Origin of the sequence: Streptomyces sp. NBC_01474 (assembly GCF_035918215.1) — a bacterium.
Taxonomy (GTDB): domain Bacteria; phylum Actinomycetota; class Actinomycetes; order Streptomycetales; family Streptomycetaceae; genus Streptomyces; species Streptomyces aureus.
Genome location: NZ_CP109449.1, coordinates 4,517,178 through 4,539,114, shown reverse-complemented (window position 1 = coordinate 4,539,114; position 21,937 = coordinate 4,517,178). Strand labels below are relative to the sequence as shown.

The window sequence follows — 21,937 nt, the reverse complement described above, 5'->3', positions numbered from 1 at the left end:
TCACGTCCGGAAATGCCCGGATCGGCATCCTTTTGCCCTTAGGTGCGGTGTTAGCTTCATGAGCTGATTCAGCACCGATGAGTGTGAAGTGCGCACTGTGCGCGCGGACGTGTCAGCGACTAGAAGCGGAGTACCGGGAGCCATGGGTCGAGCGGACGAGAGACGAGCACGGCAGCGCGGCGGCGCGCGCCGGGCGGCGCGCGGGGGCTCGTCCACCCGGCGGACGGGTATACGCCGCTTCTTCACCTGGAAGAAGATCCTCGGCACACTTTTCGGTCTGTGCCTCCTCTGCATGGGCGCGTTCATCGTGCTGTACATGGTGATCGACGTCCCCGAGGGCAACCCGGACGCGATGCGGCAGAGCAACGTCTACAAGTACAGCGACGGCAGGACCATGGCCCGTGTCGGCCAGGTCAACCGCGAGATCGTCGATCTCTCCGAGGTGCCCACGGGTGTGCAGCACACCTTCGTCGCCGCTGAGAACAAGACGTTCTACAAGGACAAGGGCATCGACCTGAAGGGCACCGCCCGCGGCGTGATCAACACGGTCACCGGCAAGGGCAAGCAGGGTGGTTCGACGATCACCCAGCAGTACGTGAAGAACTACTACCTCACGCAGGACCAGACCGTCACGCGCAAGCTGAAGGAACTGGTCATCTCGCTGAAGGTGGACCGCAAGAAGTCCAAGGAAGACATCCTCGCGGGGTACATCAACACCAGCTTCTACGGCCGCAGTTCGTGGGGCATCCAGGCCGCCGCCCAGGCCTACTACGGCGTCGACGCCAAGGATCTGAACGTGGAGCAGGGCGCGTATCTGGCTGCGCTCCTCCAGGCCCCGAACCAGTACGACTGGGGCATCGCCTCGGACACCGGCAAGAAGCTCGCCGTGGCCCGCTGGAACTACGTCCTGGACAACATGGTCGACATGCACTGGCTCAGCGCGAGCGACCGCGAGGGCATGACGTTCCCCAAGCCGAAGGCGCCGAAGGCCGCCGCCGGACTCGAGGGCCAGGAGGGCTACCTCTACACCGCGGCCAAGGCCGAGGTGATGAAGGACCTGAACCTCACCGAGGCGCAGTTCGACGCGGGCGGCTACACGGTCACCCTCAACATCGACCGCAAGAAGCAGAAGCAGCTGGAGAAGTCGGTCAGGCAGCAGTTGACCGACAACCTGAACCCGAAGAGCAAGAAGGCCGACTCCCGGGTACAGGCCGGTGCCGCCTCGGTCGACCCGAAGACCGGCAAGGTCCTCGCGCTGTACGGCGGTGAAGGGCTCAGCAAGCACTACGTCAACAACGCGACCCGCACCGACTACCAGCCGGCCTCCACCTTCAAGCCGCTGATCCTCGCGGCCGCCCTGGAGAACAACGCCACGACGCAGACCGGGCAGTCGATCAAGGCGAGCACGATCTACGACGGCACCAACAAGCGGCCGGTCGTCAGCGACGGACAGAAGGTCGGCTTCGCCCCGCCGAACGAGGACGATCACAGCTACGGTCCTGTCACCGTGCAGACCGCCATGAACAAGTCCATCAACTCCGTCTTCGCGCAGATGGGCGTCGATGTCGGCATGGACCAGGTCATGGCGACGGCCAAGAAGCTCGGCATGGACGACGCCGACCTCAAGCCGTACCCGGCGCAGACCCTGGGCACCATGGGCGCGAGCCCGATGGAGATGGCCGGTGTCTACGCGACGCTCGACAACCACGGCAAGCAGGTCACTCCGCAGATCGTGAAGTCCGTGTCCAAGCAGGGTCAGGACGTCCCGCTGCCGGACGCGATCGGCAACCAGGTGATCAGCCGCGGTGCTGCGGACTCGGTCACCTCGGTCCTGACCGGTGTGGTCGACGACGGTACGGCGAAGGTCTCGGTGCGTGACAACCCGGCCCGCGACGGCCAGCAGGTCGCGGGCAAGACCGGTACCTCCGACGACAACAAGTCGGCCTGGTTCACCGGCTATACGCCGGATCTGGTCACCTCGGTGGGACTGTTCGGCGAGGGCGCGCTGAAGACATCGGAGGCGGGTGCGCACGTATCGATGAAGGGCGCCGGCGGTCTGCCCCGCGTCGACGGCGGCAGCTTCCCGGCCCGTATCTGGGCGCAGTACACCTTCAACTCGTCCGCCTCCAACGGCGAGTTCGACCTCGACACCGACATGGGTGCGGCCGTCGAGGTGCCGTCCACCCCGCAGGACACGCCGAGTGCCCCGGAGTCCACCCCCGAGAACACCCCGAGCGCCCCGGAGTCCACCCCCGAGAACACCCCGAGCGCCCCGGAGTCGACCCCCGAGTCCACCCCGCCGACCGACGACCCGTCGGGCGGCGTCACGCCCCCGACCGACTCGTCGTCGCCGACCTTCGGAATTCCGGAGAAGCCGGGCAACTCGGGCAGCAACAAGCCACGCGGCCTGACCGGCTGACAGTGACGCACGCGAGTGGGCCCGGAACCGTACGGTTCCGGGCCCACTCGCATATCCAGGTTCAGACAGTGCCGTTCCCGTGCGCCAGCTCGAACCACACGACCTTGCCGGTGCTCAGTCGCGTCGCACCCCAGCGCCGCGCCAGCCTGTTGACCAGGTACAGGCCGCGCCCGCCCTCGTCGGTGGCGCGGGCCTGGCGCAGCCGCGGCAGCTGCGGCACGTCGTCGCCGACCTCGCAGCGCAGCACGTCGGTCCGCAGCAGGCGCAGCGTGACGGGCCGGGACGCGTACCGCACGGCGTTCGTCACGACCTCGCTGACAAGGAGCTCCACCGAGTCCGTCAGCTCCTCCAGGCCCCACCGGGCGAGCGCGCTGCGCGCCAGGCGGCGGGCCCGGCCCGGCGCCGCGTCCTCGGGCTCCAGGAGCCAGTACGCGACGTCGCTCGGCGCGATCCCGTCGAACCGGGCCGCGAGCAGCGCGATGTCGTCGTCCCGGTCGCCCGGACCGAGCATGTCGAGGACCTCGTCGCACAGCGCCTCGAGCGGCGGCGGATGGTCGGGGCCCGTCAGCTGGGCCGTCGCTGCGAGCCGCTCCCGCAGCTGCTCTATCCCGGTCCACACGTCCCGCAGCCGCGACTCGACCAGACCGTCCGTGTAGAGGAGGAGCGTCGCGCCCGCCGGGGCGTCCAGCTCGACCGCCTCGAAGTCGACGCCGCCGACACCGATCGGGGCGCCCGGCGGGACCCGCAGCACCTCGGCGCGGCCGCCCAGATGCAGCAGTACCGGCGGCGGGTGGCCCGCGTTGGCGATGGTGATGCGGTGCGAGACCGGGTCGTAGACCGCGTACAGGCAGGTCGCCATGCGGTCGCTGCCGAGGCGCTGGGCCTGCTCGTCCAGATGGTGCAGGACCTCCTGCGGCGGCAGGTCGAGACCGGCGAGGGTCTGCGCGGTCGTGCGCAGCTGGCCCATGATCGCGGCGGACGTCATGGAGTGGCCCATGACGTCGCCCACGACCAGGGCGACGCGGCTGCCGGGCAGCGGGATCGCGTCGTACCAGTCGCCGCCCACGCGCGCGGTCTCCGCGGCCGGCAGATACCGGGACGCGAGGCGCACGCCCGTCGGCCGCGGCAGCGTCTCGGGCAGCATCGTGCGCTGGAGCTCGTCGGCGATGTACGCCTCGCGGCCGTACAGGACGGCCTTGTCGATGCCGAGCGCGCTGTGTGTGGCGAGCTGCCCCGCGACCAGCAGGTCGTCGTTCTCGAACGCGTGGCGTTCGGGGCGGCGCAGGAAGACGACCGCGCCGATCACCCGGCGGCGGCCGCGCAGCGGCGCGAGGATCGCCCGCTGCCCGGTGGGCAGGGCGAGGTCCGGGTCGTCGCCGAGCAGCTCCGGCAGCGCGGCCAGGGCGGCGGGCGAGTCCGCGAACACGGGCCGTACGCCCCTCAGCACCTCGGCCAGCGCGCCGCCGGTCCGCACCTCGCACAGCTCGGCGGTGACGGGGTCGCCCTGGGCGGCGCCGGCCGCCATCGTCAGGAGCCCGCCGCCGTCGGTGTCCGGGTCCTCGGCGCCCTCCTCGATGAGGCGCAGCCGGTCCGTCCTGCGCAGCCGCAGCACGACGGGCCCGGTGGGCCGCTCGTCGCCGACCGGCAGCGGGTCCCGCAGATACACCAGGATCACGTCGGAGAACGTGGGCACGGAGGCGCGGCACAGGCCCATGACGATCTCGTCGAGATCTATCCCGCGGGCGATCCGCCGGGTCGCGGCGCCCACGAAGCGCAGCCGGTCCCCGTCCCGCCGCATCGGGACGGGTGTCCCCGGCGGCCGCGGCTGTCCGCTCCGCCGCTCGGGCACGGGCCTCGGCCGGTGGGGATCGTCCGGTCCGGCGTCCGACAGGGCGTGCTCGGGCGCGCTCCCACCGGCCCCGGAAGCGGAACCGGGCTTGCGCCGCCCGGGCACCCCACCGCCACCGCTCTCACGGCGCGGTGGCTCGGGTACAGGTGCCGCGCCGGAGTGCTCGGGCGCGGCGCCGCGCGGTGCGGAGGCACCTGACGCGGGCGCGCGGCGCGCGGGATCGGCGTCGTCGGCGGACGCGGTCGCTCCGGGGCGCCCCTGTGCGGGGAACGCGTCGGAGGCGCGCCTCAGGGCCCCGCGGGGGTCCGCGGGGGCGGCGGGGCGGGCGGCCGGCCGGCGGCCCTCGTGGGAGGTGGGGTGCTCCGTCACGCGTTTCGAATCCGTCCGTCCTGGGCTGCGCGCCTAACGACGTGCCGCTTCACTTTCCGGCGCGCCGGCAGTTGAAGAACAGCTGGTGTTCGGGTGGTACATCGGTGCTTGCCGGAGCGTACGCGTACGTGTGCTCGCCGGTGATCTCCAGTCCCGCGTCGCGTACGACCTGGCGCAGCTCGTCCCGCAGAAAACCCGATACCCGGATTGTGTGCCCCAGGAACGGAATCTCGGCGTCGTCCAGATCGGCCTCGACCATCGACAGGGCGAGGAGCCCGCCGGGCCGGAGCATCGAGCGCAGCAGCCGCAGCGCCGCGGGGATCTCTGCGCGCGGCAGCATCAGCAGCGTGAAGAAGCAGGTGACGGCGTCGAACTCGCCCAACTCGCCCTGTTCCTGACCCGGTTCGGGTCTCAGTGACGCGAGGTCCAACTGATGGAACTCGGCCTCGGGGACGTTCTTGCGGGCGAGCTCCAGCATGCCGGCCGACAGGTCCACGCCGACCACCGAGTGTCCCGCGTCCGCCAGTTGACGGCTCGTCGGAACTCCCGTGCCGCAGCCCACCTCGAGTATGCGCGAGCCGGGTGCGAGGCCCGCGAGCAGCGCGTCCACCGCGGCCAACTGGCCTTCCTTGTGCGGAAAGGCGTCGTCGTAGCGGGCTCCGATCGCGTCGAAGGCCTCGGCCTGGCCCGTACGGTCCGGCGCCGGGGTCCGGCGGCCACTCCCGTACGTCTCGTAACCCTCGCTGCCGTGACTCACGGTCCCGCCGCCCCTCGATGACCTCGTTGACATCGTGTCAGACCTGCTGCAAGCGCGAAGAGTTGTATCTGTGTGCACTTGCGGAGGACGATCCTACGTTTGAACCACGGGGGCGCATCAAGGGTCTCATGAGGACACATGCGCGGGCGTACGGTCCCAGTCACCCGGAAGCGCGGGAACCGGCCACGACGGATCGGGCCGCCAGTGCTGCCAGCCGTCGGGGAACGGGTGCCCCCAGTCCTCGATCACCTCGACCGCGGCGCGCCCCGCCCTTCGTACGGACTCCGCCTGCGCCGCGCTCATCAGACCCGCGATCTGCGCCTGCGCGAACTCGTCCTCGTCGAGCCAGCGCCAGGTGCGGTCCGCGGAGACCGACAGGTCGAGGAAGTGGTCTTCGGAGTCCACGCCGCCGGCCCAGCGCACCTGCGGCTGCTCCAGGTTCACGTACCAGTTCCTGAACTGCCAGCCCGGATCCCAGAACAGCCACACCGACCAGGGCTCGCCGGGGCGCGCCAGCTTCAGCACGCCGGTGCCGAACCACCGGTCGCGCAGCACGGTGCGCGGCTTCGTGTACCGGGTGGCCAGCGGCTCCTCGTGCACCGGTGTGCCGTCGGCCAGGACCGGTTTCACGCACTCGGTGCCGGGTGCCAGCCACACGGCGAGCAGCTCGGCGCTGTCCTCGACGACCGTGACGGGGCGGCAGATGTGGAAGCCGTCCCCGCCGTTCGTCCGGTAGCGCCACAGAATCCGGCTGCCGGGCGCCCAGCGCCCAACGCTGCCGTCGGTCCCACCCGCCAGAATGCTCGTCCGGTCCGTCATGTACAGATATTAGGTGCCCCCGGCACGTGACGCTGCGGTGCGCGCCACGAATTCGGTCAGTCGCCGAACGCTGTTACGGCCGCGTCATCCGCAGGACATCCAAGGCCTCGTCGAGCTGCTCGACCGTGAGATCGCCGCGCTCCACGTAGCCGCCCTCCAGGACGACCTCGCGGATCGTCCTGCGCTCGGCCAGCGACTTCTTGGCCACCTTCGCGGCCTCCTCGTAGCCGATGTACTTGTTCAGCGGGGTCACCACGGACGGTGACGACTCGGCGTACTCGCGGGCGCGCTCGCGGTTCGCGGTGATGCCGTCGACGGTCCGGTCGGCGAGCAGGCGCGCGACGTTGGCGAGAAGTCTGATCGACTCCAGGACGTTCCTGGCGATGACCGGCAGCATGACGTTGAGCTCGAAGTTCCCCGCGGCGCCCGCGGCGGCGACCGTCGCGTCGTTCCCGGTGACCTGGGCGGCGACCATGAGCACCGCCTCGGGAATGACCGGATTCACCTTGCCCGGCATGATCGACGAGCCCGGCTGGAGGTCCGGCAGGCTGATCTCGGCCAGTCCGGTGCGGGGGCCCGACGCCATCCAGCGCAGATCGTTGGCGATCTTCGTCAGGCCGACGGCGATGGTCCGCAGCTGCCCGCTGGTCTCCACGATGCCGTCACGCGCGCCCTGCGCCTCGAAGTGGTTGCGCGCCTCGGTCAGCGGCAGGCCCGTGGTCCGCGCGACCTCCGCGATGACGGCGGCCGAGAAGCCGGGCGGCGTGTTGATCCCGGTGCCCACCGCCGTTCCCCCGAGCGGCAGTTCGGCCAGGCGCGGCAGCGAGGCCCGAAGACGTTCGATGCCGTACGCGACCTGCGCCGCGTACCCGCCGAACTCCTGCCCGAGCGTCACCGGCGTCGCGTCCATGAGGTGCGTGCGCCCCGACTTCACGACGTCGGCGAACTCCTCCGCCTTGCGCTCCAGGGCCGCCCGCAGATGGGTGAGCGACGGGATGAGGTCATGGGTGACGGCGGCGGTGGCCGCGATGTGGATCGACGAGGGGAAGACGTCGTTCGACGACTGGGACGCGTTCACGTGGTCGTTCGGGTGGACGTCGCGGCCGAGGCGCTCCGTCGCGAGGGTCGCGAGCACCTCATTGGTGTTCATGTTGGACGACGTGCCCGAGCCGGTCTGGAAGACGTCCACGGGGAACTGGTCGTCCCAGCGCCCGTCGGCGACCTCGCCGGCCGACTCCGCGATGGCCTGCGCGATGTCCTGGTCCACGACCCCGAGCTCGGCGTTCACATGGGCCGCGGCCGCCTTGATGCGGGCGAGCGCCTCGATGTGGGCGCGCTCCAGGCGCTGGCCGGAGATGGGGAAGTTCTCCACGGCCCGCTGCGTCTGGGCCCGCCACTTGGCGTCCGCGGGGACCCGTACCTCGCCCATGGAGTCGTGCTCGATCCGGTACCGGCCGCTGTCGTCGCCGCCGTCGTCATCCATCGCCGTCGTCATCGTCATCCCTCCGTATCCCTCGTAAAACGTGAGCACTTGTCTTGTTCTGGCTATTCCCAAGTCTCTTACCCGCCAGTAAATACCTCGGGTAACACCCAAACCGGGGAGGCGTCATGAACGTCCTGCACCGCACCGGACCCAGCATCAGATGCGCCGTCGCCGTTGTCGCGGCGACGGCCGCCGCACTCGTCGGCCTGACCGCGCCGACCGCGTCCGCGGCACCCGCCGCCGCGGCCACCACCCCACTCCCGCCCGACCTCGAGAAGATCCGCGCCGCCGAGGCCGCCAAGCTCTACGGGGACCCGGCCGAGCGGCCCCTGGCCGACCGCAAGACCGCCCTCATCTCGCTCGGGGACAGCGAGATCTCGGGTGAGGGCGTCGGCACCTACGAGGCCGGCACGAACGGCCCGGACAACTGGTGCCACCGTTCGCCCGACTCCGCCATCCACCGCACCGGGATCCCGGCCGACGTGACGTACAACGTCTCCTGCTCGGGCGCGTACACCGGAAACATCCGCATCGGCGGCAGCAAGCAGTACGCCGACGAGCTGGTGCAGAGCGACGCTCTCGCCGTCAAGGCGCGCAACACGAAGATCAAGATGATCGTGCTCGTCGCGGGCGCCAACGACGACCTCCAGTTCGGTCCCGTCATGACCGACTGCGTGACCCGCTACCTCACCCTTCAGGGCGCGTGCGAGCCCAAGTACGCGCCGGGCTGGCAGGCCAGGGTCGACGGGCTCGTGCCCAAGGTCGAGTCGACCGTCGCCGACCTGAAGACCGTGATGCGCGGCGCGGGCTACGCCGACAGCGACTACAAGCTCGTCCTCATGGGTTACCCCAGCCCCATCGGCCCCGACATCCACGACAACCCCAACTTCCCCGGCAAGCTGCCCGGCGGCTGTCTCGGCTACGACTCCGACGCCGCCTGGGGCCGCAACGCTGCCGTGCCCGCCTTCGAGCGCGGCATGCGCAAGGCCGCCCAGGAGTCCGGCGCCTTCTACCTCGACGACTCCCGCCTCTTCCAGGGCCACGAGGTCTGCATGGAGGACGCCTGGGCCCGCGGCCTCTACGTGGACGTCTCCAACCCGTTCCCGCCCGACTCCAACTCCGTGCGCCAGTCCTTCCACCCGAACGCGCGCGGCCACGGCGCCTTCGCCTCCTGCCTCACCCAGCTCTACAACTCCGGCTACCGGGAAGCAGGTTGCGCCGATCCGGCCAGCACCGGCACCCCCAAGCTCTACCAGGGCGGCTGGGACGACGCGTACCGGCCACTGAAGAACGCGGGCACCGGCACGTGCGCCGACGCCAAGGGGGGAAGCAGCGCGAACAACACGGCCGTCATCGGCTGGGACTGCTCGGGCACCCGTAACCAGGGCTGGTGGTACGACACCGCCGGCCGGTCCCTGCACTCCGAACTCACCCAGGACCGCTGCGTGGACGTCCCCGACAGCGCCTACAGGGCGGGCACGGCCCTCGTCCTGTGGAACTGCCACGGCGGAACCAACCAGCAGTTCGTCCGCCAGGGCGACACTCTGCGCCCGGCCGCCTCGACGGGCCTGTGCCTGACCCTCGCCTCGGCGAAGGACAACGTGCGGCTCCAGAACTGCGACGGCTCGGCGGGCCAGCGGTTCGCATGACCTTCGGGCGGACAGCGGAAGGGCCGCCCGTCGCCGTGAAGGCGGCGGGGCGGCCCTTGTGTCGTGCGTCAGGTGTTACGCGAGGCCGGGGCCGCGCACCGGGATGCTGGTGAACGTGGGCGCCGGGGCCGGGTCCTTGAAGAAGTCGTTGCCCTTGTCGTCCACGACGACGAACGCCGGGAAGTCCTCGACCTCGATCCTCCAGACCGCCTCCATGCCGAGCTCCTCGTACTCGACGACCTCGACCTTCTTGATGCAGTCCTGCGCGAGGCGGGCGGCCGGGCCGCCGATCGAACCGAGGTAGAAGCCGCCGTGCGCGTTGCACGCGTCGGTGACCTGCTGCGAGCGGTTGCCCTTGGCCAGCATGACCTTCGAGCCGCCCGCCGCCTGGAACTGCTCGACGTACGAGTCCATGCGGCCGGCCGTCGTCGGACCGAAGGAACCGGACGCGTAACCCTCCGGGGTCTTCGCCGGGCCCGCGTAGTACACCGGGTGGTCCTTCAGGTACTGCGGCATCTCCTCGCCCGCGTCCAGGCGCTCCTTGATCTTGGCGTGCGCGATGTCGCGGGCCACGACCAGGGGGCCGGTCAGGGAGAGGCGGGTCTTGACCGGGTGCTTCGTCAGCGCGGCGAGGATGTCGTCCATCGGCTGGTTCAGGTCGATCTTGACGACATCGCCCGACTCGTCGAGATGCTCGTCCGTGGTCTCCGGCAGGAAGCGCGCCGGGTCCGTCTCCAGCTGCTCCAGGAACACGCCCTCGGCGGTGATCTTCGCGACGGCCTGGCGGTCGGCCGAGCAGGACACGGCGATCGCGACCGGGCAGGACGCGCCGTGCCGCGGCAGACGCACCACGCGCACGTCGTGGCAGAAGTACTTGCCGCCGAACTGCGCGCCGATGCCGATCTTCTGCGTCAGCTCGAAGACCTTCTCCTCCAGCTCCTTGTCGCGGAAGCCGTGGCCGAGCTCGGAGCCCTCGGCGGGGATCTCGTCCAGGTAGTGCGCGGAGGCGTACTTCGCGGTCTTCAGGGCGTACTCGGCGGACGTGCCGCCGACGACGATCGCCAGGTGGTACGGCGGGCAGGCCGCCGTGCCGAGCGAACGGATCTTCTCCTCCAGGAACTTCATCATCGAGCCCTCGTTGAGGACCGCCTTCGTCTCCTGGTAGAGGAAGGACTTGTTGGCCGAGCCGCCGCCCTTGGCCATGATCAGGAACTTGTAGGCGCCGCCGTCGGTCGCGTACAGCTCGATCTGCGCCGGCAGGTTCGAGCCGGTGTTCTTCTCGTCCCACATGTTCAGCGGGGCCATCTGCGAGTAGCGCAGGTTCAGGTTCTTGTACGCGTCGTAGATGCCGCGCGAGAGGGCCGCCTCGTCGCCGCCCTCCGTGAGCACGTTCTGGCCGCGCTTGCCCATGACGATCGCGGTGCCGGTGTCCTGGCACATCGGAAGCACGCCGGCCGCCGCGATGTTCGCGTTCTTCAGCAGGTCGAGCGCCACGAACTTGTCGTTGCCCGACGCCTCCGGGTCGTCGATGATGCGGCGCAGCTGGGCGAGGTGGGCCGGGCGCAGGTAGTGCTGGATGTCGTGGATCGCCTCTTCGGCGAGCTTGCGCAGCGCCTCCGGCTCGACCTTCAGGAACGTACGGCCGTCCGGCCCCTCGGCGGTCGAGACACCCTCCGTGGTCACCAGGCGATAGGGGGTGGTGTCCTCGCCCTGGGGGAGCAGATCGGTGTACGCGAACTCAGGCATCTCGCCCATTCCTCTTTCGGCCGTTAGCAGCTGGCATCCATTGGCAGCGCCAACCAGCGTAGGACCTGACGGCACGGGCGAACCTGTGAGGTAAGGCTCAGTTCCCGCCGACGCCCCCTAGTCGCGATCTATCGCGTTTGGGTACGCTGGCCCGGTGGACCTTGAGAAGCGCCCCGAGCAGCCCGCGCCGCAGACCGATCTGCGCGCCTCCGACGCCGACCGCGACCGCACCGCGGACATCCTGCGCGAGGCCCTCGCGGAGGGCCGGCTCACCGCGGAGGAGCACGCCGAGCGGATCGACGGGGTGTACCGCGCCAAGACCCACGCCGAGCTCGAGCCGCTCGTAAGGGACCTGCCCGGCGCCCACACCCAGCGCCGGCCCGCGGTCTCCTCGCCGGCCCCGAACCGCCCCACCATGGGCGCGGTCCCGGCGGTCGCCGACGAGAACCTGGTCGCCGTCTTCAGTACCTCGACCCGCAAGGGCCGCTGGCGCGTGGGCCGCAGGACCCACGCGTACGCCGTCTTCGGCAACATCGAGATCGACCTCAGCGAGGCGATCTTCGAGTACCAGCAGGTCGTGATCAAGGCGGTCTCCGTCTTCGGGAACGTGGAGGTCCGCGTCCCGGAGAACATTTCGCTGCGCGGCAGCGGCGGCGGCGTCCTCGGCAACTTCGAGGTGGACACCCTCGACTCGGCCGACCCGGACGCGCCCGTGGTCTACGTCGACGGCATCGCGGTCCTCGGCAACATCGAGGCCAAGCCCAAGCGCGGCAAGCGCCTGCGCGATCTGCACGACCGCATGCGCAAACACCTCGACGGCTGACCCGCCTCCGGGGCGGTGGACGCACGGCACAGCCGCGGCGGCCCGGGGTCGGGGAACTCCCGTCCTTCGGAACTCAGTGCATAGGCGCGCACACAGCGGGTAGAGGTTGCTGCATCGTCGCTCGCTCGCGAAGCCGTCGTCAGGAGTAGACCGTGCTGCATCCGCCGCATCAGTCCCTGCAGGTCGCCGCTGTCCCCCCGCAGCGCGGGCCAGCGCGAGATCGGGACCAGGACGCCCCGTGGCACACGGAGGCCGTGTGCAGGCGCGACGAAGCCGGCCTTTTCTTCGCGCCTTCCAAGGAGCCGACCGCGGCCCGCCTGTCCCGCGAGGAGGCGGCCAAGCGCGTCTGCGCCCGCTGCCCCGTGATGGTCGAATGCCGCGAGCACGCGCTCCTGCAGCCCGAGCCCTACGGGGTGTGGGGCGGCCTCACCGCCGCCGAGCGCCGCGTGGTCCTCGCCCGCAGGCGCCGGCGCGAGGTCGAGCTTCAGAAGGCGACGAGTTCGGTCGACCAGATCCGCGCGGCCGGCTGACGACCCTCCCGATACGCGAATGGGGCGCCCCTCCGCACAAAGGGGCGCCCCGAACGCGTAAGGGGAAAGAACCTGCCGGCCGCGGCCTACTTGGCGCGGTCGAAGTCGATCGCGCTGTACGCGCGCAGCTTCGACAGCCGGTGCTGCGAGTCGATCTGACGGATCGTGCCCGACTTGGAGCGCATCACCAGCGAGGACGTCGTGGCGCTCTCGGCGCGGTAGCGGACGCCGCGCAGCAGCTCGCCGTCCGTGATGCCGGTGGCGACGAAGAACACGTTCTCGCCGGAGACCAGGTCGTTCGTCGACAGGACCCGGTCCAGGTCGTGGCCCGCGTCGATCGCCCGCTGGCGCTCCTCGTCGTCCTTGGGCCACAGCTTGCCCTGGATGACACCGCCCAGGCACTTGATGGCGCACGCCGAGATGATGCCCTCGGGGGTGCCGCCGATGCCCAGGAGCAGGTCGACGCCGCTGTCCTCGCGCACCGCGAGCACGGAGCCCGCGACATCGCCGTCGGAGATCAGCTTGATCCGGGCGCCGGCCTCACGGACCTCCTTGATGATGCCCTCGTGGCGCGGCCGGTCCAGGATGACGACCGTGACGTCCTCGGGAGCGGCCCGCTTGGCCTTGGCGATACGGCGGATGTTCACCGCGACCGGGGCGTTGATGTCCACGTAGTCGGCGGCCTCGGGGCCCGCGACCAGCTTGTCCATGTAGAAGACGGCGGACGGGTCGAACATGGTGCCGCGGTCGGCGGCGGCCAGGACCGCGATGGCGTTCGGCATGCCCTTGGCGCAGAGCGTCGTGCCGTCGATCGGGTCCACGGCGATGTCGACCTCGGCGCTCGTGCCGTCGCCGACGCGCTCCCCGTTGTAGAGCATCGGGGCTTCGTCCTTCTCGCCCTCACCGATGACGACGACGCCGTTCATCGAGACGGTGGAGACGAGGGTGCGCATGGCGCGCACGGCGGCGCCGTCCGCCCCGTTCTTGTCGCCGCGGCCGACCCAGCGGCCGGCGGCCATGGCCGCGGCCTCGGTGACGCGGACGAGCTCCAGGGCGAGGTTCCGGTCGGGAGCCTCCGCGGGGACTTCGAGTTCGGACGGCAACTGGTGATGCTCGGTCATCGAGACGCACCTTTCTGATACGACGACGGCCGGATGAGGGTGATGGCCCCGACTCTATCGTCAGGCCGACAAAATGAGCAGAGGGCCCCACGTATGAGCAGACCGGGCCCACGTGCGGTGATCGCTCACGTACCTGCGACGATGGGGGCGTGGCAGGTACCAAAGGCAAGAAGACCGTGGGCAGTCTGGTCCTCTCGATGGGCGCGACCGTCATCGCGGCGGCAGGCATCTACGTGTTCGTCCCGCACGACAGCTCCGGCACCCCGCCGGTGAAGCGCGTGGACTACCGCGTGGAGCTGCTGACGGCGCGACGCGCCGCTCCGTACCCGGTGGCGGCGCCCGAGGGGCTCGCGAAGTCCTGGAAGGCGACGTCGGTGCGGTACGAGGGATCGGACTTCGACGCCTGGCACCTCGGCTTCCATGACGCCGACGGCCAGTACGTGGCCGTCGAGCAGTCCACCGAGAAGCCGTCGGTCTTCATCGACCGGGCGAGCCAGGGCGCCACGGAGACCAGCGCGACGCAGCGCATCGGCGGCGAGACCTGGCGGCGCTACAAGGGCGACCAGTACGACGCCCTGGTGCTCAAGGCCGACAAGTCGACAACCGTCGTGACCGGTACGGCGTCGTTCGCGCAGCTGACGAAGATGGCCGGGGCGCTGCGGACGAAGTAGGTGCTTCCGGGATTTCCGCGCAGGGGATCTCAGGGATTTCGGCGCATGGGAAAGGCCCCCCGGCTGTTGCCGGGGGGCCTTTCCTTTCCCGTGACGTGTGCGGGAGTACTCAGATCGTGGTGATGACCTGGTCGTGCTCCAGGCGCGGGGAGCGCGGGAACCAAGCGTCCTCGCCCGGCTTGCCGATGTTGATGACCATCAGCGGGGTGTGGTCGTCGTCCAGGAACTCCTTCTGGACACCGGCGAAGTCGAGACCGGTCATCGGGCCCGCGGACAGGCCGGCGGCGCGGACGCCGATGATGAAGTACGCGGCCTGGAGGGAGGCGTTCAGGGCGGCGGCGCCCTCACGGGCGGGGCGCTCCGCGAAGAAGACGTCCTTGGCCTGCGGGAAGTGCGGGAACAGCGCCGGGAGCTCCTCGTGGAACTCGTTGTCCGCGGAGAGGATCGCGACCAGCGGGGCGGACGCCGTCTTCGGACGGTTGCCCTCGGCCATGTGCTGCACGAGGCGCTCGCGGGCCTCGGGGGAGCGGACCAGCGTGATGCGCAGCGGCGACTGGTTGAACGCCGTCGGGCCGAACTTGACCAGGTCGTAGATCGCCTGGACCTGCTCGTCGGTCACCGGCTCGTCGGTGAAGGTGTTCGCGGTGCGGGCCTCGCGGAACAGCAGGTCCTGGGCGGCGGGGTCAAGAACGAGAGACATGGATCAACCTTCTCGATACGTACGTGCTGGGGGTGCGGCCGGTCCGTCGCGACGCTGCGAACGGATCGGCCGATGCACACGACAGTACGTCAGTACCGTTTAACATTCAACCAAAACTGAAACCTCGTGACCCGCTTCACAAACCCCTGACGCCGCGTCTCGTCCCGCTCACCGTCCGCAGGTACCCGCCGCTCAGCCCTCCTCGTCCGCGCCCCCGTCCGGACCGGACTCCGCCAGCGCCGCGTCCAGGCGCGCCCGCGCCCCGTCCAGCCAGCGACGGCACACCTTCGCCAGCTCCTCGCCCCGCTCCCACAGCGCGAGCGACTCCTCGAGCGACGTGCCGCCCGCCTCGAGCCGCCGGACGACCTCGATCAGCTCGTCCCGCGCCTGCTCGTAGCCGAGCCCGGCCTCGTCGGTCTTCGTGGTCATGCGTTCTCCTGGTTCCCGGTCTCGACCCGTACGTTCGCGTTCTCGACCCGTACGGTGAATTCGCCCTCGGCGACGCGCGCCCGCAGCACCTCGTCCGCCGCCACGTCCTCCGCGGCGCGCACGACGTCCCCGTCGGACTTCTGCAACACCGCGTAACCCCGCTTGAGGGTCGCGGCGGGGGACAGGGCCACCACGCGCGCGTGCGTGTGCGACAGCTCCGACTCGGCGCGGTCGAGGAGGTGCCCGAGCGTGCGCCGGCCGCGCTCGGCCAGCGACGTCACCTGCTCCTCGCGCACCTCGATCATGCGGTGCGGGTCCTCCATGACGGGCCGGGCGAGGGCGTGTCTGAGCCCGCGCTCCTCGCGGTCCACGAACGACTCGACGCTGCGCCGCGCCCGGTCCCGCAGCCCCTGCACCCGCTCGTACTCCTCGCCGACGTCCGGCACGACCTTCTTCGCCGCGTCGGTCGGAGTGGAGGCGCGCAGGTCCGCCACGTGGTCGAGGAGAGGGTTGTCCGGCTCGTGGCCGATCGCCGAGACGACCGGCGTGCGGCAGGCGGCGACGGCCCGCACCAGCTGCTCGTCCGAGAACGGCAGGAGGTCCTCGACGCTGCCGCCACCGCGCGCCACGATGATCACGTCGACGTCGTCGAGCGCGTCCAGCTCCTTGACCGCCTGCACGACCTGCGGCACGGCGTGCACGCCCTGGACCGGCACGTTGCGCACCTCGAAGCGGACGGCGGGCCAGCGGTGCCGCGCGTTCTCCAGGACGTCCCGCTCGGCGGCCGACGCGCGCCCGCAGACGAGCCCGATGAGCTGCGGCAGGAACGGCAGCGCCTTCTTGCGCCCGGGCGCGAAGAGCCCTTCGCCGGCCAGGGTCTTCTTCAACTGCTCCAACCTGGCGAGCAGTTCACCGACGCCCACCGGTCTGATCTCGGAGGCCCGCAGCGACAGCTGGCCGCGCGGCGCGTACCATTCCGGCTTCGCCTGGACGACGACGCGCGCGCCCTCGCTCACGACGTCCGCGACCGCGTCGAACACCTGCCGGTAGCAGGTGACGCCGACCGAGATGTCGTGCGACGGATCGCGCAGCGTCAGGAACACGACGCCGGCTCCGGGGCGCCGGGACAGCTGGGTGATCTGCCCCTCGACCCACACGGCACCGAGCCGGTCGATCCACCGCCCGATGAGCCGCGACACCTCCCCGACGGGCAGCGGGGCGTCCGCGGACGTATTCACAGCCATGCCGGTGAGCGTAGCCGCACCCACCGACAACACTCCGTGACGCGAGGGGTGTACGGGGACGGGGCGGGCGCCGGTGCGCGCGCCGCGGCCGGACGCCCCGTCAGACGACCCGCCCGCCCCGCCGCCCCCTCTGTGCCATCAGCACCACGAGCCCCACCGCCAGCCAGATCGCGCCCACCACCTGGGCCGTGCCGGACGCCTCCACGATCACCGCGACCGTGATGGCCGCGCCGAGCACCGGCACGAGCAGATGCCGCCACCAGCTGAATGTCCCCCCGCCGCGCCGCACCACGAACCAGCCCACCACGCTCGCGTGCAGCAGCACGAACGCCGTGAGCGCGCCGATGTCCACCACGGAGACCAGATGGTCCAGGCCGTCGTCCCTGCGGGCCGCCCAGACCGCCGCGACCAGCGTCACCGCCGCCGCGCACAGCAGCGCGACCCGCGGCACCCCGGAGTCCGTCCGCGCCAGCGCCTTCGGCAGCCGCCGGTCGCGGGCCATCGCGAACAGCAGCCGCCCGGCCGCCGCCTGCCCGGCCAGGGCCGCGAACGCCGCGCCGATCGCCTTGCTGACCGCCACCAGGTCGTGCAGCCACCCGCCGACCGACACGTCGATCGCGTCGTAGAAGGCGGACCCCTGCTCCGCCGGGTCCGCGGCGAGCTCCGCCGACGACACCGGTTCGAGGAGCGCCACGAGATACGTCTGCGCGATGAACAGCACACCCGCGAGCGCCAGACAGAACAGCACCGCCCGCGCCACCTTCGCCGAGCCGCCCGTGACCTCCTCCGCGAACGACACGATCGCGTCGAAGCCCAGATACGAGAGCACGGCCACGGACACCGCGCCGACGACCGCCGACAGCGCGAACGCTCCCTGCGACCCGTCCCCGGTCAGCGGGGACAGCCAGCCCCGTTCCGCCCCGTCGCGTACGAGTACGACGATCGCCGACCCGAGGAACACGAGCAGCACGACGATCTCCATCGCCAGGACCGCGAAGCCGACCCGGGCCGCCGCCCGCACGCCCCACAGGTTCAGGAGCGTCGTGATGATCACGGCCAGAGCCGTCCACACCCAGCGCGACACCGACGGCACCAGGGCGTTCATCGCGATCCCGGAGAAGAGATAGGCGACCGCCGGGATGAGGAGGTAGTCGAGCAGGGCCATCCACCCGGCGATGAACCCCGGCGCCTCACCGAGCCCCACGCGCGCGTAGGTGAAGACAGAGCCGGCCTGCGGCGCGACCCGGACCATCTGCGCGTAGCTGAACGCGGTGAACGCCATCGCGACCGTCGCGACGACGTACACCAGTGCGACGGCGCCGTGCGACCTGGCGTCGAGCGTGCCGAAGATGCCGACCGGGGCCATCGGGGCGATGAAGAGGAGCCCGTAGACGACGAGGTCCCGGAAGCCGAGGCTGCGCCGCAGCGTTTCTTCCCCGGCGGGCGGCGGCCCGTCTTCCCCGGCTGGTGGAGCGGTGTGGGCGGACATCGGGCCTCCGTTTGCCGCGCACGGTGTCGCGCACGGGCCTTCAGTCTCGCCAAGCGGTGGATCTTTGACCTGTTGGACACGGCCTTACGATGGTGGGCATGACTGCTACGACTGGCCCCCGCCGCGTCCTGCTCGCCGCCCCCCGGGGCTACTGCGCCGGTGTGGACCGTGCCGTGATCGCCGTCGAGAAGGCCCTCGAGCAGTACGGGGCCCCGATCTATGTCCGCCACGAGATCGTCCACAACAAGTACGTCGTGCAGACCCTGGAGAAGAAGGGCGCGATCTTCGTCGAGCGGACCCAGGAGGTCCCCGAGGGCTCCATCGTGATGTTCTCGGCGCACGGCGTCGCGCCCGTCGTCCACGACGAGGCCGCGGCAGGCAAGCTCGCCACCATCGACGCGACCTGCCCGCTCGTCACCAAGGTCCACAAGGAAGCCGTCCGCTTCGCCAAGGAGGACTACGACATCCTCCTGATCGGCCACGAGGGCCACGAAGAGGTCATCGGCACCTCCGGCGAGGCCCCCGACCACATCACGCTGGTCGACGGCCCCGAGGACGTGGCGAACGTGGAGGTGCGGGACGAGTCGAAGGTCGTCTGGCTCTCCCAGACCACGCTCTCCGTGGACGAGACCATGGAGACGGTCGACGCCCTCAAGAGCAAGTTCCCGAACCTGCTCTCGCCGCCCAGCGACGACATCTGCTACGCCACGCAGAACCGCCAGATCGCGGTGAAGAAGCTGGCCGAGGACGCCGAGCTCGTCATCGTCGTCGGCTCCAAGAACTCCTCCAACTCGATCCGCATGGTCGAGGTCGCCCTGGACGCCGGCGCGCCCGCCGCCCACCTGGTGGACTTCGCCGCCGAGATCGACGAGGCCTGGCTCGAGGGCGTCACCACGGTCGGCCTCACCTCCGGCGCCTCGGTCCCCGACGTACTCGTGGACGGCGTACTGGAGTGGCTGGCCGAGCGCGGTTACGGCGACGTGGAGACCGTGAAGACCGCCGACGAGTCGATCACCTTCTCCCTGCCGAAGGAACTCCGCCGTGACCTGCGCGCGGAGGCCGCGGCCCTCGCGGGGGACGACCCTTCCGAGAAGTGACGTTGAGCCACTCGTCGTAACGTGGTGCCCATGCAGATCTTCGGCGTGGACATCGGCGGATCAGGGATCAAGGGCGCACCCGTTGACCTGAACCGCGGCGACCTGGCACAGGAGCGGTTCAAGGTCCTGACCCCGCACCCGGCCACGCCCGACGGCGTGGCCGACGGGGTGAAGCAGGTCGTGGAGCACTTCGGCACGCGGCCCGACCGGGTCGGGATCACCTTCCCCGGCGTCGTCACGGGCGGCGCCACGATCCGTACGGCCGCCAACGTCGACAAGTCGTGGATCGACGTCGACGCCCGCGCCCTCCTCGGCGAGCGGCTGGACGGGTTCCCCGTGACGGTCCTCAACGACGCGGACGCGGCCGGCGTCGCCGAGATGCACTTCGGCGCGGGCCGCGGCCGCAAGGGCGTGGTGCTGCTCCTCACCTTCGGCACCGGCATCGGCAGCGCCCTGTTCATCGACGGACAGCTCGTCCCGAACACCGAGCTCGGCCATCTGGAGCTGCACGGCCACGACGCCGAGAAGCACGCCTCGACGAAGGCGAAGGAAGACCACGACCTGACCTGGGAACACTGGGCACACCGGGTCCAGAAGTACCTGGCGCACGTCGAGATGCTGTTCTCCCCCGAACTGTTCATCATCGGCGGCGGCGTCAGCCGCAAGGCCGACAAGTTCCTGCCCCTGATCAAGGGCATCAAGGCGGAAATCGTCCCGGCGCAGCTGCAGAACAACGCGGGGATCGTGGGGGCGGCGATGGCGGCGGCGCAGCAGAAGTAGCGGGGGTGGCGGGCGCCGGGGACGGACCGAGCGGCGCCGGAGGACGCGCTAGGCCGTACGCCGCCGGGGGCGCGGGGCCGACGGCACCTGTTGTCCCGCAGTGCGCGGGGAGCCGGCGCGGGCCTGCGCCAGGGCTCGTCGGCGTGCCGCCCGCCGGGTCATGTGGCGGATGCCGCGCACGGTCACGACGACTCCGGCGACGAGCGTGCCGCCGTAGAGCCAGCCGGCGTGCATCGCGAGGGCCGTCACCAGCCCCGTCACCTGCCCGCCGATCCCGCCCGAGCCGTCGGCCACCGGCAGGACCCCGACGGCGAAGCCGATCGGTACGGCGACGGGCGCGCTCACCAGGTCGGCGCGCCGCACCCACATCGCCGTGAGCGCGCTGACCAGCAGGAACAGCACCCCGTACACGGTGACCGAGCCGGCGAACAGCAGCGCGTCCAGGCAGGCGAGCGCGAACATCGTGGCCGTGCAGAACAGCCCGCTGCCCAGGCCGGTGAGGCGCGGATCGGGGAAGCGGCGCAGCGCGAGGACGACCGGCGGCACGGGGCGCGGCGCCGTGCCGCCGCCCTTGCCCGACGCCCGGTACACCGTGCCGGAACCGGACCCGTTGCGTCCGTCGCTGCCGCCCTGCGCCTGCGGGGGGAGCGGCGGCGTGCGGCGGGTCCGGTTCTGCGGGGCGTGCGGCGGAGTGCGACTGGGTTGTTCCACCGCACCAACTTAGGTCGGGTTATGTGTGGAATCCGCTCCGGGACACGCGGTTTCGCCGAGCTTGGCCATGCGTTCGATACGGCGCCGGGGGGTGGCGCGGCACGCCGTAGACTGGGGGTCCTCCATCCTCACGTACGGGAAGTCGCAACGTGTCGCTCACGATCGGAATCGTCGGCCTGCCGAATGTCGGCAAGTCGACCCTTTTTAATGCCCTGACCAAGAACGACGTGCTGGCGGCCAACTACCCGTTCGCCACGATCGAGCCGAACGTGGGCGTGGTCGGTGTCCCCGACCCCCGCCTCGCCAAGCTCGCCGAGGTCTTCAGCTCCCAGAAGATCCTCCCGGCGACGGTCGACTTCGTCGACATCGCGGGCATCGTGCGCGGCGCCTCCGAGGGTGAGGGCCTGGGCAACAAGTTCCTCGCGAACATCCGCGAGTCGGACGCGATCTGCCAGGTCATCCGCGCCTTCAAGGACGAGAACGTCGTACACGTCGACGGCAAGGTCTCGCCCAAGGACGACATCGAGACGATCAACACCGAGCTGATCCTCGCGGACCTCCAGTCCGTCGAGAAGCAGGTCCCGCGCCTCCAGAAGGAGTCCCGCCTCCAGAAGGAGAAGGTCGCGGTGCTCGCCGCGGTCGAGGAGGCGCAGAAGATCCTCGAGTCCGGCACGACGCTCTTCGCCGCGGGCATCACCGCCGGCACGGAGAAGGGCCGCCTGCTCCACGAGCTGCACCTCCTCACCACCAAGCCCTTCCTCTACGTGTTCAACGTGGACGAGGACGAGCTGGTCGACGAGGACTTCAAGGACGAGCAGCGCGCCCTGGTCGCCCCCGCCGAGGCGATCTTCCTGAACGCCAAGATCGAGTCGGAGCTGATCGAGCTCGACGACGACGAGGCGCTCGAACTCCTCCAGTCGATGGGCCAGGAAGAGCCCGGCCTGGCCACGCTCGGCCGCGTCGGCTTCGACACCCTCGGCCTCCAGACGTACCTGACTGCAGGCCCGAAGGAAACGCGCGCCTGGACCATCAAGAAGGGCGCCACGGCCCCCGAGGCGGCCGGCGTGATCCACACCGACTTCCAGAAGGGCTTCATCAAGGCGGAGGTCATCTCCTTCGGCGACCTGATGGAGACGGGCTCGGTCACGGAGGCCCGCGCCAAGGGCAAGGCCCGCATGGAGGGCAAGGACTACGTGATGCAGGACGGGGACGTGGTGGAGTTCCGCTTCAACGTCTGATCCGCCTCACTCG

19 protein-coding genes are annotated in these 21,937 nt (G+C 70.5%); 8 read left to right on the top strand and 11 right to left on the bottom strand.

The window, feature by feature from the left end; genetic code table 11:
- Positions 1-142: 142 nt before the first annotated feature.
- Positions 143-2,419 (top strand): transglycosylase domain-containing protein, encoded by a 2,277-nt coding sequence (locus OG758_RS20685; RefSeq protein ID WP_326711374.1) that lies wholly within the window; start codon positions 143-145, stop codon positions 2,417-2,419.
- Between the two features lie 61 nt (positions 2,420-2,480).
- Here OG758_RS20685 and OG758_RS20680 read toward each other — a convergent pair whose 3' ends face one another.
- The 4 genes from OG758_RS20680 to OG758_RS20665 form a co-directional block, all read right to left on the bottom strand.
- On the bottom strand, positions 2,481-4,637 hold the full coding sequence (locus tag OG758_RS20680) for a SpoIIE family protein phosphatase (protein WP_326711373.1): 2,157 nt from the start codon (positions 4,635-4,637) through the stop codon (positions 2,481-2,483).
- Between the two features lie 49 nt (positions 4,638-4,686).
- A complete protein-coding gene (locus OG758_RS20675; RefSeq protein WP_326711372.1) occupies positions 4,687-5,427 on the bottom strand; it encodes a class I SAM-dependent DNA methyltransferase in 741 nt (246 codons plus the stop codon).
- A 93-nt stretch (positions 5,428-5,520) separates the two neighbouring features.
- Positions 5,521-6,213, bottom strand: coding sequence for a cytidylyl-2-hydroxypropylphosphonate hydrolase (gene fomD, locus OG758_RS20670; protein ID WP_326711371.1), 693 nt, complete (start codon positions 6,211-6,213; stop codon positions 5,521-5,523).
- A gap of 73 nt (positions 6,214-6,286) precedes the next feature.
- Positions 6,287-7,714, bottom strand: coding sequence for a class II fumarate hydratase (locus tag OG758_RS20665; protein WP_382060828.1), 1,428 nt, complete (start codon positions 7,712-7,714; stop codon positions 6,287-6,289).
- Positions 7,715-7,821: 107 nt separating this feature from the next.
- Between OG758_RS20665 and OG758_RS20660 the strand changes: the two genes are divergently transcribed.
- The gene (locus OG758_RS20660; protein WP_326711370.1) at positions 7,822-9,345 is read left to right on the top strand and encodes a ricin-type beta-trefoil lectin domain protein; all 1,524 of its coding nucleotides are present in this window, start codon (positions 7,822-7,824) and stop codon (positions 9,343-9,345) included.
- Between the two features lie 75 nt (positions 9,346-9,420).
- Here OG758_RS20660 and OG758_RS20655 read toward each other — a convergent pair whose 3' ends face one another.
- Positions 9,421-11,091, bottom strand: a complete 1,671-nt coding sequence (locus OG758_RS20655; RefSeq protein WP_326711369.1) for a fumarate hydratase — start codon at positions 11,089-11,091, stop codon at positions 9,421-9,423.
- A gap of 154 nt (positions 11,092-11,245) precedes the next feature.
- On the opposite strand from OG758_RS20655, the gene OG758_RS20650 reads away from it, so the two are divergent.
- Together OG758_RS20650 and OG758_RS20645 are read left to right on the top strand one after the other, a co-directional pair.
- Positions 11,246-11,914 carry a DUF1707 SHOCT-like domain-containing protein gene (locus tag OG758_RS20650; RefSeq protein ID WP_326711368.1) on the top strand — a complete coding sequence of 223 codons (669 nt, stop codon included), beginning with the start codon at positions 11,246-11,248 and terminating at the stop codon, positions 11,912-11,914.
- A gap of 152 nt (positions 11,915-12,066) precedes the next feature.
- Entirely contained in the window at positions 12,067-12,444 is a 378-nt protein-coding gene (locus OG758_RS20645) for a WhiB family transcriptional regulator (protein ID WP_326711367.1), read from the top strand.
- A gap of 86 nt (positions 12,445-12,530) precedes the next feature.
- Here OG758_RS20645 and glpX read toward each other — a convergent pair whose 3' ends face one another.
- Positions 12,531-13,565, bottom strand: a complete 1,035-nt coding sequence (gene glpX, locus OG758_RS20640) for a class II fructose-bisphosphatase (protein ID WP_227297032.1) — start codon at positions 13,563-13,565, stop codon at positions 12,531-12,533.
- A gap of 149 nt (positions 13,566-13,714) precedes the next feature.
- On the opposite strand from glpX, the gene OG758_RS20635 reads away from it, so the two are divergent.
- A complete protein-coding gene (locus OG758_RS20635; protein WP_326711366.1) occupies positions 13,715-14,236 on the top strand; it encodes a DUF4245 domain-containing protein in 522 nt (173 codons plus the stop codon).
- Positions 14,237-14,345: 109 nt separating this feature from the next.
- On the opposite strand, the gene OG758_RS20630 is transcribed toward OG758_RS20635, so the two are convergent.
- The 4 genes from OG758_RS20630 to OG758_RS20615 form a co-directional block, all read right to left on the bottom strand.
- Entirely contained in the window at positions 14,346-14,936 is a 591-nt protein-coding gene (locus OG758_RS20630; RefSeq protein WP_326711365.1) for a malonic semialdehyde reductase, read from the bottom strand.
- Positions 14,937-15,128: 192 nt separating this feature from the next.
- A complete protein-coding gene (locus OG758_RS20625) occupies positions 15,129-15,365 on the bottom strand; it encodes an exodeoxyribonuclease VII small subunit (protein ID WP_227297033.1) in 237 nt (78 codons plus the stop codon).
- A complete protein-coding gene (xseA, locus tag OG758_RS20620; RefSeq protein WP_326711364.1) occupies positions 15,362-16,609 on the bottom strand; it encodes an exodeoxyribonuclease VII large subunit in 1,248 nt (415 codons plus the stop codon). The genes OG758_RS20625 and xseA overlap by 4 nt, the downstream gene beginning before the upstream one ends.
- Before the next feature lie 100 nt (positions 16,610-16,709).
- The gene (locus OG758_RS20615) at positions 16,710-18,098 is read right to left on the bottom strand and encodes an APC family permease (RefSeq protein ID WP_326711363.1); all 1,389 of its coding nucleotides are present in this window, start codon (positions 18,096-18,098) and stop codon (positions 16,710-16,712) included.
- Between the two features lie 98 nt (positions 18,099-18,196).
- On the opposite strand from OG758_RS20615, the gene OG758_RS20610 reads away from it, so the two are divergent.
- Both OG758_RS20610 and ppgK read left to right on the top strand, forming a co-directional pair.
- Complete coding sequence (locus tag OG758_RS20610; protein ID WP_326711362.1) at positions 18,197-19,195, top strand: 4-hydroxy-3-methylbut-2-enyl diphosphate reductase; 999 nt, start codon at positions 18,197-18,199, stop codon at positions 19,193-19,195.
- 30 nt (positions 19,196-19,225) lie between these two features.
- Complete coding sequence (gene ppgK, locus OG758_RS20605) at positions 19,226-19,975, top strand: polyphosphate--glucose phosphotransferase (protein ID WP_326711361.1); 750 nt, start codon at positions 19,226-19,228, stop codon at positions 19,973-19,975.
- Positions 19,976-20,023: 48 nt separating this feature from the next.
- On the opposite strand, the gene OG758_RS20600 is transcribed toward ppgK, so the two are convergent.
- Positions 20,024-20,566, bottom strand: a complete 543-nt coding sequence (locus tag OG758_RS20600) for a DUF6542 domain-containing protein (protein WP_326715975.1) — start codon at positions 20,564-20,566, stop codon at positions 20,024-20,026.
- Positions 20,567-20,835: 269 nt separating this feature from the next.
- On the opposite strand from OG758_RS20600, the gene ychF reads away from it, so the two are divergent.
- Positions 20,836-21,924 (top strand): redox-regulated ATPase YchF, encoded by a 1,089-nt coding sequence (ychF, locus tag OG758_RS20595; RefSeq protein ID WP_326711360.1) that lies wholly within the window; start codon positions 20,836-20,838, stop codon positions 21,922-21,924.
- Positions 21,925-21,937: the final 13 nt, after the last annotated feature.

Coding starts and splice junctions, on each gene's coding strand:
- OG758_RS20615 (WP_326711363.1), bottom strand. CDS start 18,098: ATGTCCGCCCACACCGCTCCACCAGCCGGGGAAGACGGGCCGCCGCCC.
- OG758_RS20655 (WP_326711369.1), bottom strand. CDS start 11,091: ATGCCTGAGTTCGCGTACACCGATCTGCTCCCCCAGGGCGAGGACACC.
- OG758_RS20675 (WP_326711372.1), bottom strand. CDS start 5,427: ATGTCAACGAGGTCATCGAGGGGCGGCGGGACCGTGAGTCACGGCAGC.
- OG758_RS20630 (WP_326711365.1), bottom strand. CDS start 14,936: ATGTCTCTCGTTCTTGACCCCGCCGCCCAGGACCTGCTGTTCCGCGAG.
- glpX (WP_227297032.1), bottom strand. CDS start 13,565: ATGACCGAGCATCACCAGTTGCCGTCCGAACTCGAAGTCCCCGCGGAG.
- OG758_RS20660 (WP_326711370.1), top strand. CDS start 7,822: ATGAACGTCCTGCACCGCACCGGACCCAGCATCAGATGCGCCGTCGCC.
- OG758_RS20625 (WP_227297033.1), bottom strand. CDS start 15,365: ATGACCACGAAGACCGACGAGGCCGGGCTCGGCTACGAGCAGGCGCGG.
- ppgK (WP_326711361.1), top strand. CDS start 19,226: ATGCAGATCTTCGGCGTGGACATCGGCGGATCAGGGATCAAGGGCGCA.
- OG758_RS20665 (WP_382060828.1), bottom strand. CDS start 7,714: ATGACGATGACGACGGCGATGGATGACGACGGCGGCGACGACAGCGGC.
- OG758_RS20685 (WP_326711374.1), top strand. CDS start 143: ATGGGTCGAGCGGACGAGAGACGAGCACGGCAGCGCGGCGGCGCGCGC.
- xseA (WP_326711364.1), bottom strand. CDS start 16,609: ATGGCTGTGAATACGTCCGCGGACGCCCCGCTGCCCGTCGGGGAGGTG.
- fomD (WP_326711371.1), bottom strand. CDS start 6,213: ATGACGGACCGGACGAGCATTCTGGCGGGTGGGACCGACGGCAGCGTT.
- OG758_RS20610 (WP_326711362.1), top strand. CDS start 18,197: ATGACTGCTACGACTGGCCCCCGCCGCGTCCTGCTCGCCGCCCCCCGG.